Source organism: Streptomyces sp. NPDC127108, from assembly GCF_042677545.1.
Lineage (GTDB): Bacteria > Actinomycetota > Actinomycetes > Streptomycetales > Streptomycetaceae > Streptomyces.
This window is the reverse complement of record NZ_JBHXTE010000007.1, coordinates 89,051-100,061: the sequence shown is the minus strand read 5'-3', so window position 1 is coordinate 100,061 and position 11,011 is coordinate 89,051. Positions and strand designations below refer to the sequence as shown.

The following is an 11,011-nucleotide window of genomic DNA, read 5'->3' as shown; positions in this document are numbered from 1 at the left end:
TCACCCCCCTTCGACGAGAGCACACACGACGGTCAGATCGTCACCGGTCCGGCCCGCCTCCGGCCCGGAGAGGCGACGGCGAAGGGGCTCGGCGTCCCCGTGGTTCTCGCGGAGCGCGGCGGCGAGGCCGAGGAAGAAGCCCTCGGCCGGTAACGGCCCCGCCTCCGGCGGGAGTTGGCGGACGGCCGGGTGGTCAAGGGCGAGCGCGGCACAGCCGTCGGTGGCCAGGACCACTCCGGCGAGGTCCGGTTCCCACACGACGAAGGTACGGACGCGCAGGGCCGCGCCGGGGGAGGAGAGGAAGGGGGCCGGGGCGGTGGGCGGCGGCAGAACCAGGTGGCAGCGCCCGTCGTGGGTCAGCAGCGTCCCGAACCCGTCACCCACGCAGACGAAGGCCACCCAGGGCGGGGCGACGACCACCGCGGTGAGGGTGGCGGCCAGGGCGCCGGGATCCGGTGCGCCCATGTCCGCGCTCACCGCGCGGGGGGCCGCAGAATCCGCGCCCGCGCCTCGCAGGCGGGGGTCAGCCGAGTCCCGCCCCGGGGCCGATGCCCCCGCCACTGCGCCGGTGCCGGCTGCGCTCGCGTCCGCGCCCGGTACGCGGGGGGCAGCCGAGTCCGCCCCTGGGCTCGACGCCCCCGCCACTGCGCCGGTGTCCGCTGCGCTCGCGTCCGTGCCCAGCACGCGGGAGTCCGCCCCACCCGCATCCGCCCCCAGCGCGCGAGGGCCCGCCGCACCCTTGTCCGCGTTCAGCACGCGAGGGCCAGCCGAGTCCACCTCCGCGCCCCACACCCCCGCCACCTCGTCGCTTCCCACCGCACCCGCATCCGTCACCGCCGCGCGGGGGCCCGCTGCCTTCGTATCCGCGCCCACCACCCGGGGCTCCACTGCCCTCGCATCCGCGCCCAGCGCGCCGGAGACCGCTCCACCCGCACCCGCACCGGCACCCGCACTCACCCCCAACACCCCCACCACCGCCCGCAGATACTCCTCGACCACCCTCCTCCCGCGCTCCGCGATCCACCGGGTCCACACTTCCGGCCTCTCCGTCGCGTCCGGTACGTCCTCCGACAGGAGGCGGCACGCCGCGTCGACCGCGATGTGGGCGCCCAGGGCGCTGCGGTCGCGGCTGCTCGCGCCGTCGGACACGGCGAGGACGGCCGTGTCGCCGAGGTCGGCCGTCTTGAAGGCGTCCTGGCAGCCCTGTGCGCTCGCGAGGTGGGCGGTGCCCTGGACGGAGGTGCCCGCGATGATCACCGGAGGCCCTCCTCCAGGCGGTTCATACGGGCCAGGCGGGCGGCGCGGGCGTCGACCTGCTGGTGGATGAGGTCCGCGTCCTGGTCCGGGCTGCTGTCGTCGGTGCTCTGGAACAGCAGGTCGAGGATCCGGCCGAAGTCGAGGTTCGCCAGGGGGGACGTGGCCTTGGGGGCGAGGACCCGGAGCATCGGCAGGTCGGCGCCGTGCACCCCGATCACCTGGAAGACCCACTCGCCCCGCACCTCGCCCTGGCGCACCCGCCCCGCCGTGCCCTTGAGGGCCGTCGCGTCCAAGGGGCGGCCCTGGCCGTCGCTCGGCGCGCCGTCCGTCAGGACCCACACGAAGGGGCGCCGCACCGGCACCCGTTGCCGTTGCAGGGTGCGGTAGCGGGCGCGGGCCAGCTCCAGGGCCGTCTCCACGGCGTCCGTCAGCCGGGTGAGGCCCTCGGCGCGCAGCGCGGGCGGGTGCATGCTGTCCACCGGGACGAAGAGCCGGTCGGCGGCGGCCTCCTCGACCGGCACCAGACGGGCGGGGCCCGGGTCGTAGACGCGCACGGCCGAGTCGAAGGTGAGGAGGCAGACCTCGACCCGGGTGCGCAGGCGCTCCTGCACGCGGACCCCGTCGAACCAGCGGTTCAGCGCGTGGTTCAGCTCGTCGATCCGCGGGTTCCCCTCGGGGCGCCCCATGGAGGCGGAGGTGTCGAGGAGCAGCAGCACGGGCTGCCGTTCCTCGTACCCGCTCCCGAACCCGATGCCGTCGGCGCTCATCCGGCCGCCCCCTCCGTGTCGTCGGCGTGGGCCACCAGCCGCCGCCGTTCGGGATCGTGGCGCACGGTGACGGCCGTGCCCGGCGGCAGCCCCGGCGGCTCGGACACCATGCGCAGCAGGACACCGTCAACGAGTACGTACGTGTCCGGGGCGGGCCAGGTCACTGTGCGCCCCGCGCAGCCGTGCGCCCATGCGGCCATCCCCCCGGTCATAGGGTCACGGTAGGTGGCGTCGTCCCCAACATGCTTGTTCCTTACGTGAATTGACACCGCGTCGATATTCGGTGGCTGCCCGCGGAGGTGCGGGCCGCCCGGGGAGGCTCCCCCGATGCGTTGTCCCCGGGCGGCCCGCCCTTTCAGTGAAGCGGACCGGCCGGGCGCGGACTGGTCGCGTCCCGGTCGGGTCCTGGCCGGTCGGCGGGCCCGGGTGCCGGGCTCAGCGGCGCAGCGGCTCCCTGACCGCCGAACGCAGCGGTTCGAGGAGCTGGTTGACCTCCTTGATGCCGTCCGGGGAGCCGAGGTCCGGGATGGCGCGGTACGGCAGCGCTTCGAGGGGCCCGTCCGTGCGGTCCGCGAGGCGGTCCCCGAAGAGCACCAGGGCCTGCTGGGACGGGTTGCGCCGCGACTCCCAGATCATTCCCATGGCCTCGGGCGCCTGGGCCCGGATCTCCCGCGCCCAGGTCCGCGTGCGCGCGTAGTGCTCCGGCCCCTCCCTCTCCAGCAGGAAGTTGTCCTGGCAGACGGCGGCGAGGGCCGCCCCGGAGCGCAGCGAGACCAGCCTCAGCTCGCACCGGGTCCGCACCACGTGCAGCGACTTGCCCCGCACCCACAGCCAGGGGACCAGCCGCATGCTGGTCTCCTTGTCGAAGTCGACCGAGCGCAGCAGGGTCTCGGCGAGCGCGGTCTCCGGGTCCGTCGCGGCGTACAAGCAGGGGTAGGGGTCCTCCGGTGTGCCGTGGAAGCGGCCGGGCGCGCGGTCGTGCGCGTCGAACGGCTTGAACTGCTCGGCCGCGAACCGGGACGAGTGCATCCGCCACAGGTGGGAACCCGCGGGCAGCACCTCCCAGTGCGGCTGGAAGCGGTACGCGGAAGGTGACACGGTCGCGTCGTGCATCAGCTTCCCTCCGCCAACACCACGGCCGCGCCCACCAGTTCTCGGTCAGGACGGATGCCGAGGAGATCGGCGGGCGGGCCTCCGCCCAGCCAGGGATTGCGGCTCAGCCACCACTCGGCGGCTCCCCACGGGTCCGCGTCGGCGAGCAGCACCCGGTTGACCTCGAGGACGACCTCGTACGGCGCGCCGCCGTCGGGCTCGAACTGGAACTCCGGGTAGCGGTCGCCGAGTTCGGGGTGGGCGAGCCGGATCAGCTCGGGGGGCGGCGCCGCACCGGCGTACCGGATGCGGACCTCGGCGGCCGACAGGGCGGGCGCGCGCAGCAGCCGGTCCTCGGCTGCGGCGATGATGGCCGCGGTGTCGGGGGGCGGATCCGGTTGGGCCGTGATCCGGGCGAGCAGCAGCTGCGTCCGTGCGACGGCGAGGTCGCCGACCGGGGCGGTACCGGTGAGCCGGACGGCGTCCAGGGCCTCGCGGACCGGGTGGTCGAACGGCAGCGGCACCAGAGCCAGGCGTACGTTCTGGAAGGCCCGTCGGACGGCCCTGGCGTCGCCCGTCGGGGTTTCGGCGAGCGCGCGCAGGTGGGTGAGCAGCAGCTCGTACTGCTCGTCGCTCAGCCGCTCGCGGACGCTGTCCAGGTGTTCGTCGACGAGGCGGAGCACCTTCGCCCCGCCGTCCTCTGCCTGGTTCATGCGCTCTCCTCTCCCCGGCCGGGGTGGCCCTGATGGATGAACGCGGCCCAGACGGCGGGCCGTTGCAGGTCGGTGCGGCGCACGTCCGCCCGCACCTCGGCGCTCAGGCAGCCCGGATCCTGCCGCTCCGGGTCGAGCATCCACAGCTGCGCGGCCCGCAGCGCGTCGACCGGGCTGAGCCCGGCCCGCAGCTGGTGGTGGAAGACCGTCATCAGGAGCATCGAAGCGCCGTCCCGCGCGGTCCACCGGGACCCCACGACATCGCGTGCGCCGCCCGAGACGAACGCCGTGGTGAGGGTCAGGGCCTCGTCGTGGTCACGGGTGCTCAGGTCGGTCTCGCAGGCACTCAGGACGATCAACGGGCCGTCCGGAGCGTCCTGTTCGGCGGGTTGCGGGCGGTCCAGGAGGCGCGTCACGGTGAGCCGCCCGACCTCCTCGCCGGGCTCGCCGGGGGCGAGGTGCAGGGCCGACTCCGTCGGTCGCGTTCCCGCCATGCCGTGCGTGGCCAGATGGACCATCGAGTGGTCCTGGCCGAGCAGGGCGAGGAGCTGGTCGGGAGTCCCGGCCGGCACCGAGTCGGGCGGGAGCGTGGCGAAGTCGCCGTACAGCCGCGCCCCCGGGTAGAAGGCGTGGCGCAGCCCCATGACCTCCAGCTCCGCGTACGTCAGCGAGATGCTCGGGTCGGCCACCATCGCGGGCGCCGAGATCGGGTCGCGCGGCGCGCGTTTCGCCGTACGCAGGAACTGGCTGCCGGAGGCGGCGTAGCTGATCACCGCGGCCTGGCACAGGTAGTCGTACGGGGCGTCGGCGGGGAAGCGGGCCGCGTGCCAGGGGACGATGCCGAGGCGGCCGCAGGGGACCAGGACGACGCGGGGGGTGCGGTGTTCCTCCGGGTCCTGCGGGAGGTGTTCCGTGAGGCCGGGCAGGATGTGGGCGAACACCTCGTGGGCCCAGTCGCACAGGTCGGCCAGGGCCTCCTCCCAGACGCGTTCCGCCTCCTCGTCGACGTGATCCGGGGGGCGGGCCGCGGCCGCGTCCAGATACCGCTCAAGTGGGGCGCTCCGCGCGGCCGAGAGCGTGGGCAGCGGGCCCACGCCGACACCGATCTCGGGGCCCACGGCCAGCACCATGCCGGGGGCCTCGCCGTCGCTGCCGGGCACCAGGTAGATGAGGGCGTCCGCGCCTGCCTCGCCCACGCCGTCCGCCAGTTCGCGCAGGGTGGGGGTGGCGAGCAGTCCGCCCTCCGTCCGGTAGCCGAGAGCCTCCAGGGCCTGGCGGCGCAGGGTGCTCGGCAGCTCGGCGGGCAGTTCGGCGCTGTCGGCCGCGCCGGACTTCCGCCAGGCGGCGGCGAGTTCGGGGTGGCCGCGCTCCTCCAGGAGTTCCGGTACGGCCCGGGACGTGGCCGCCGCCTGCAGCACCAGCGCCCTGCCCAGTTCCAGCGCGGTCACCGCGTCGGGCACCCGCTCGTGCGCGGCGGCCCACAGGGCGGCCCGCAGGCAGAGGGAGGCGCCGGTGCGGGCGGTCGTCAGCCGGTGCTCGGCGCCGCGCTGGAGGAGGACGTCGGCGGCGAGGGTGGCCATGGCCTCGTTCGCCGTGTCGGTGACGGCGTCCGCGTCGGACTTGTCGTGCTCCCGGTGCCAGCGGGCGCGGTAGCAGTCGGCGAGCGACCACAGGGCGTCGGCGGCGACACGCGGGGCCCGGCCCTGCCGGACGTGCTCGCGGAGCCGTTCCAGGGTGGCGATGACGGCGTCGAGGTCCGCCGGGTCCTTGGTGACGTCGTAGCGCATGCGCAGGCGGGTCGCGGCGGAGTGCAACTGGTCGGCGGGCGCGTCCGGCGGCGGCACCTCCCGGTCCGGGGTGCCGGTGCTGTCGCCGTTGAGGATCGCGCGCATGGCCGCCGCGTCGGGAGCGATGGCCGCGAGTACGTCGTCCCCGATCGGGAGCTTGCTGTTCCCCGCGGCCGCCTTGCCCTCTTCGAGGTCCGCGAGGCCGCCCAGGAGCAGTTCCTTGTCCCTGGTGCACCGGCCGAGCATCATGCGCGCCATGGCGCGGGCCAGGACGGCCACCGCACGCAGGGCGTGGTCCTCGGGGACGGTGTCGGCGAAGGCCTCGGCCCTGGTCAGCAGGGCGCGGAGCCGCTCCACGTCCTCGGTCTGCCCGGCGGTCCTGGCCTCCGTCATCAGGTCCATCGCCTCGGCCATGACCGGGAAGAGGTCGGCCATGGGGATGGAACTCTCCCCCTTGCGCCGCAGGTAGTCGGTGACCGTCCGGGTGTGCGCGAGGCCGAGGGCCTGGTCCTGGAGGGTGCCGCCGGCGCCGTCGCTGACGCCGAGCAGCAACGCCATCAGCCCGTCGAGAGCGTCCTTGTCCGGCATGTCGTCCGGCAGCCCGTCCCGGGCTTCGCGCAGCCGCGCGAGCTGCTGGTTGAGGGCGGCCGGGTCGCCGCCACCGGCATGGTTCACGAAGTCCACGGACGTGGTCTGGACGGCTTGCCAGGCGGCCAGGAGCCGACGGATGTCGTCGGGGGTGCGGGGCGTGGCCGGGGCGTCGGCAGCAGCGGGGGCGGGGGCGGGGTTCGAGGGGCCTGAGGGGTCCGAGGAGCCCGGTGTGTTGGCCTCGGTCCCGGTGGTGGAGGTCCGGGTGGGGGCGTCGGTCCTGGCGGCAGGGGGCGGCATGTCGTGCGTGGCGCTCGTGTCGGCGCCGGTGCGGGACGCCGTGCCCGTTCCGGCCTTCGGGCCCGCGCCGCCGGTCATCGTGGCCAGCAGGTTCATCATCGTCTGCCGCATGTGGTCGGTGCCGGGGAGCCCGTCGTCGGGCATGAGGCTCGTGAACAGCTCGGTGAGTCCGGCGGCCGAGGGCTGGGTGTACAGGTCGCGCACCTGCCGGAGCTGCCTCAGGTGCTCCGGCGGCAGCGGGAGTTCGGCCGCCTCGGTCACCAGTTCCTGGATCTCGGCTGCGAAGGCGGCCATCCCGCTCGGCCCGTTCCGCATGATCATGTCGAACATGGCGGTCGCGTCCGGCTCCGGCGCGAGCCCGCCGAGCATCTCCTGCAACGGCATCGCGTGCGTCAGCAGGAACAGCGCGGCCCACCGCCGGTCCTCGGCGCGGACCGAGGCTCCGGTCCGCGTCGCCGGGTCCCGCGCGTCCCGCAGCAGCGTGTGCGCCCGCTCCCGGTCCCCGGGTGTTCCGCCCCCGGCGGCGTGGCGCAGGGTGAGGGCTCCGCCGAGCCATACGGTCACCGAGCCGCGCAGCTCCGGATCGTGGTCCAACAGGTGGGAGAGGGCGTCGAGTTCGGTGATCGACTCGTCGTGGGCGCGCGTGGGCACGGCGACCGCGGGCGGCGCCGGAAGCAGCGCCCTGGCCCGCGCGACGGCGTCACGGGCCCAGCCCCGCACGGCCTGCACGCCACCGCTCTCCTCTTCTTCCCCCACCGGCACTCCTCACGTCCTGAAGATCTCAACAGCACTTTGCGGACTCCATGATGACGAGATGTCAGCCACCGCGAAGCCCGATCGCCGAGGTTTTCCTCCAGCGCCCGATCAACGCCCCGAACCCGCCCGGAACGCGCCCGGACCGGTGGGGGCGGGGTGCGGCTCGGGGGCGGCGGGGCGGCCGGGCCGGGACGGGCCCGAGGCTCCGAGGTCCGCGCGCATGCCCCTGCGCAGCTCCCGCAGCCGTTCCCACAGGGCGTCGATCTCCCGCTGCGCGGCGTCGAGGGAGTCACCCGGCCGGGGAACGCCGTCGTCCAGGCGCCGGAGCCGGCCGTAGAGGGCACCGAGCGCGTGCGTGGCCTCCCCGGCGAGGGCGAGCACCGGGTCGGGCAGTCGCAGCTGGGCCTCCGCGTACACGTCCCGGTGCAGGTCCCGGGCCTCGATGAGGCGTTGGCGCGCCGCGCGTGGATCCTCGGCGCGGGCCAGGGCGTGCGACTGGTCGGTGAGGGCGGCCAGATACTGCCGGGACGCGGTGTTGAGCGCGATGCAGCAGGCCCGCCGCTCCTCGGTCTCCCTGGCCCACGCCTGGGTCCGCTCGGCCCGCTCCATTTCGCGCTGCCGACTGCGCTCGGCCGCCCGCTGGGTGAGCAGGGCCGAAAGGAGGGTTCCGAGTACGCCGACGATCGCCACGACCGGCGCGCCCGCACCCGTGATGTCCATCGCCCTCACCCCCGAGTCGCCGCACACCTCCAGCGAACCGGTGCCGCCCGTCCCGGGGAACCCCACGACCGAGGACCACCCGACCTTCGCCCGGTCCCCGCCCGGTTGCCCCGCATGCCGAGGCGCACGCCGGGGTGGTCCCGTGCCACGGCGACGACCGTCACCGGTCCCGGCCGGGGGACCCGGTGGGCGCTCCGGCGAGGGTGGAGCGCAGGATCTCGGTCCACCAGCGCAGCGTCTGCTCGCGCGCGGCCGCGTCCAGGCCCGCGCTCCTGCGGAACTCGGCGCCGAACAGGGGCTCCATGGCGACGGCTTGATGCAGCGCGGCCACCGTGAGCTGGACGGTCTCGCGGGCCGGGGGCGTCCGGCCGGTGTCGGCGCAGGTCGCCCGTGCCTGTGCGTGGAGGCGGTCCACGATCTCGTCGAGCAGCCCGCTCCCGGTGTCCCGCCAGCCCGACTGGTGCAGCGCGAGGGCCAGTTCGGCGTAGCCGTCGGCGTAGGGCGCGGACAGCGTCCGCACCAGGTCGGCCGGGTCGGCGGGCCCGTCGGACCAGGTGTCCAGGGCGGCGCGCAGCTCGGCCTTGAGCTTCTTCCCGCCGAAGCGCAGCAGCGCCGACAGCAACTGCTCGCGGGTGCCGAAGTGGTGGTTGACCGCGGCGTCGGACACCCCGACCGCGGCGGCCACGGCCCGTACCTGCACGGCCGCCGGGCCGCCCGCGGCGAGCAGCTCGCCCGCGGCTTCCAGGATCAGTCGCTTGGCCTCGTCGGGAGTGCGTCGTCTACGGGTAGCCACCTCACAAGCTTACCTTGACGGTCCAAGGTAAGGGGCTTACCTTGGGCCCTCAAGGTAGGGAGGTCGCGGTGAACGAACGGACCTCGGCCCCGTCGATGGCCGATCTTGCGGCGTCGCTGGGCGTGCGGATCCACGATCCGGCACCGCCGCGCGACGTCTTCTGGTCCCGCGCGGGCTGTCGGCTGCACGGATTCGACTGGGGCGGCCCGGGCCCCGGAGTGCTCCTGCTGCACGGCGGCGGACTGAACGCGCACACCTGGGACTTCGTCTGCCTCGGCCTGCGCGGGGCCGCACGGCTCGTCGCACTGGACCTGCGCGGCCACGGTGACAGCGACTGGTCCGACGACTACCGGATCGCCGCGATGGCCGACGACGTGGTCGCCGCGGCCGACCACCTCGGCTTCGACCGGGTGCGCCTCGTCGGCATGTCGCTGGGCGGCGCGGTCGCCGCCCACGCCGCCGCCGCGCACCCGGGCCGCGTCGAACGCCTCGCGCTGATCGACGTCGCACCCGGCGTCGACTTCGAGAGCACCGAACGCGTCCGGACCTTCATGGCCGGGCTCGGCCCGGTCGACGAACTCGACGCGGTGGTGGACGCGGCGCTGCGCGTGAATCCGCGGGCCGACCGCACCCGCGTCGCGTACCGGATGCGCGCGCTGTTCCGCCGCGCGCCCGGCGGCCCGTGGGTGCCGAAGGGCGATCCGCGCCCGCCCGACTTCCCCGCCATCCTCGCCGCCACCGACCGGATCGCCGCCCATCTCACCGGCCTGCCGGTGCTCCTCGTGCGCGGCGGCCGCAGCAAGGTGCTCCCGCAGCCCACCGCGGAACGCCTCGTCGAGCGCCTCCCCGAAGGCGAACTCGTGGTCGTGCCGGACGCGGGCCACAACGTGCAGGAGGACGACCCGGCCGCGCTGGTCGCCGCGCTCCGCGCCTTCCTGACGCGCTGACCGTCTCCAGCGCGCGCCCGCCGGCCCTCGGGCCCTGCCGGGACGGCGCACCGCCGTCAGGGGCCGCCGCGCGTCAGCGGTCCACCCTGACCGCCTCGACGACACACATGGGGCCCGCCGTCTCCACGGTCCGGTCCAGCCGGAACCCGCCGCCCGCGAGCAGGGCGCGCCAGTCCTCGAGGGTGCGCTCGCGTCCGTCGAGCATGCCCATCATGGTCAGGTCGAGGAGGGTCGCGACCTCGGGTGCGGGACCGAGGCCGAGGACGGTCTCGACGAGGAGGAGCCGGGCGCCGGGCGCCGCCGCCTCGTGGACGCGCTCCAGGATGCGGGTGCTCTGCTCGTCGTTCCAGTCGTGGAGGATGAAGCAGGCGAGATACGCGTCGGCGCCCTCCGGGACGCTCTTGAAGAAGTCGCCGCCCCGGGTGTCGACGCGGTCGGCGACTTTGGCCCGGCTCAGGGTGGCGTGCGCGGCCTCCACGACATGGGGCAGGTCGAAGACGGTGCCGCGCAGCCGCGGGTAGCGGGCCGCGAGGGTGGCGAGGCCCGTCCCGTCGGCTCCGCCGATGTCGACCAGGTGACCGACACCGGTCAGGTCGAGGGCGTCGATCGCGTCCCGGCGGATGGCGCGCATCATGTCGGCCATGGCGGCGCTGAACCCCGCGACCCGGTCCGGGTCCTCGCCGAGCCAGTCGAAGAACGGCTTGCCCAACTCCCGCTCCGCGGCGGGCACTCCGTCGTGCAGCGTGGACCACAGCCGGCCGAAGGGCCGGTAGTGGGTCTCCATCCACATGAGGGCGATGTCACGGACGGACTCGTCGGAGTCACCGCGCAGGGTGTGCCCGAGCGGCCCGAGAGCCACGGAGTCCCGCTCCTCGTCGTACGCGAAGACCCCCTCGGTGGCGAGGCTCCGCAGCAGGCGGCGCAGCAAATCGGGCCGGAGCCCCGTGGCCTCGGCCACCGTGCCCACCGGCCGGGGCCCGCCGCCCAGCTCGTCGGCGACCCCGGCCCGGGCCGCGACGTACAGGGCCTGGGATATCTGGAACCCCCCGAGCAGCCGCAGCATGGCGACGGCGGGGGAGCGGGTGGTCGTGCCGGGGGCGGATGCGCTGGTCGCGGTCATGATCACATCTGTACCCGGCCCGCACGACCACCGCGATTCAAAGGCTCGCGCGGGTGAACATCAGGTGCGTGACCCCGCTGGGCGACGGCGCGTCGCGGCTCGGGCCCTCTCCGGTCGCGAAGCCATCGAGGGAGAGGGAGGCGTGGGGGACGCGGACGGGTGGCATGGCGG

At 75.0% G+C, this 11,011-nt stretch carries 10 protein-coding genes; 1 reads left to right on the top strand and 9 read right to left on the bottom strand.

Translation table 11 applies throughout. The features are described 5' to 3' along the window. The 8 genes from ACFVHO_RS08005 to ACFVHO_RS07970 form a co-directional block, all read right to left on the bottom strand. Positions 1 to 1,257, bottom strand: coding sequence for a protein phosphatase 2C domain-containing protein (locus tag ACFVHO_RS08005; protein ID WP_385711365.1), 1,257 nt, complete (start codon positions 1,255 to 1,257; stop codon positions 1 to 3). Further along, positions 1,254 to 2,024, bottom strand: a complete 771-nt coding sequence (locus tag ACFVHO_RS08000) for a hypothetical protein (protein ID WP_385711363.1) — start codon at positions 2,022 to 2,024, stop codon at positions 1,254 to 1,256. The genes ACFVHO_RS08005 and ACFVHO_RS08000 overlap by 4 nt, the downstream gene beginning before the upstream one ends. After that, on the bottom strand, positions 2,021 to 2,236 hold the full coding sequence (locus ACFVHO_RS07995) for a hypothetical protein (protein WP_385711362.1): 216 nt from the start codon (positions 2,234 to 2,236) through the stop codon (positions 2,021 to 2,023). Before ACFVHO_RS07995 ends, ACFVHO_RS08000 begins: the two co-directional genes overlap by 4 nt. Positions 2,237 to 2,459: 223 nt before the next feature. Continuing rightward, positions 2,460 to 3,137 carry an RES family NAD+ phosphorylase gene (locus ACFVHO_RS07990; RefSeq protein ID WP_385711360.1) on the bottom strand — a complete coding sequence of 226 codons (678 nt, stop codon included), beginning with the start codon at positions 3,135 to 3,137 and terminating at the stop codon, positions 2,460 to 2,462. Beyond that, positions 3,137 to 3,829: a hypothetical protein gene (locus ACFVHO_RS07985; protein WP_385711358.1), complete on the bottom strand. Its 693-nt coding sequence runs from the start codon at positions 3,827 to 3,829 to the stop codon at positions 3,137 to 3,139. The genes ACFVHO_RS07990 and ACFVHO_RS07985 overlap by 1 nt, the downstream gene beginning before the upstream one ends. After that, positions 3,826 to 7,260 (bottom strand): CHAT domain-containing protein, encoded by a 3,435-nt coding sequence (locus ACFVHO_RS07980; RefSeq protein ID WP_385711356.1) that lies wholly within the window; start codon positions 7,258 to 7,260, stop codon positions 3,826 to 3,828. Before ACFVHO_RS07980 ends, ACFVHO_RS07985 begins: the two co-directional genes overlap by 4 nt. Positions 7,261 to 7,368: 108 nt before the next feature. Then, entirely contained in the window at positions 7,369 to 7,980 is a 612-nt protein-coding gene (locus ACFVHO_RS07975) for a hypothetical protein (protein WP_385711355.1), read from the bottom strand. Positions 7,981 to 8,140: 160 nt separating this feature from the next. After that, positions 8,141 to 8,773, bottom strand: coding sequence for a TetR family transcriptional regulator (locus ACFVHO_RS07970; protein WP_385711354.1), 633 nt, complete (start codon positions 8,771 to 8,773; stop codon positions 8,141 to 8,143). Between the two features lie 68 nt (positions 8,774 to 8,841). Between ACFVHO_RS07970 and ACFVHO_RS07965 the strand changes: the two genes are divergently transcribed. Then, entirely contained in the window at positions 8,842 to 9,720 is an 879-nt protein-coding gene (locus tag ACFVHO_RS07965; protein ID WP_385711352.1) for an alpha/beta fold hydrolase, read from the top strand. Positions 9,721 to 9,793: 73 nt separating this feature from the next. Here the strand turns inward: ACFVHO_RS07965 and ACFVHO_RS07960 are convergent, their stop codons facing one another. Beyond that, positions 9,794 to 10,840 (bottom strand): methyltransferase, encoded by a 1,047-nt coding sequence (locus ACFVHO_RS07960; protein ID WP_385711350.1) that lies wholly within the window; start codon positions 10,838 to 10,840, stop codon positions 9,794 to 9,796. Positions 10,841 to 11,011: the final 171 nt, after the last annotated feature.

Bases quoted from the DNA above. Each gene is read 5' to 3' on its own strand.
- ACFVHO_RS07975 (WP_385711355.1), bottom strand. From the start codon at position 7,980: ATGGACATCACGGGTGCGGGCGCGCCGGTCGTGGCGATCGTCGGCGTA.
- ACFVHO_RS08000 (WP_385711363.1), bottom strand. From the start codon at position 2,024: ATGAGCGCCGACGGCATCGGGTTCGGGAGCGGGTACGAGGAACGGCAG.
- ACFVHO_RS07990 (WP_385711360.1), bottom strand. From the start codon at position 3,137: ATGCACGACGCGACCGTGTCACCTTCCGCGTACCGCTTCCAGCCGCAC.
- ACFVHO_RS07995 (WP_385711362.1), bottom strand. From the start codon at position 2,236: ATGACCGGGGGGATGGCCGCATGGGCGCACGGCTGCGCGGGGCGCACA.
- ACFVHO_RS07985 (WP_385711358.1), bottom strand. From the start codon at position 3,829: ATGAACCAGGCAGAGGACGGCGGGGCGAAGGTGCTCCGCCTCGTCGAC.
- ACFVHO_RS07960 (WP_385711350.1), bottom strand. From the start codon at position 10,840: ATGACCGCGACCAGCGCATCCGCCCCCGGCACGACCACCCGCTCCCCC.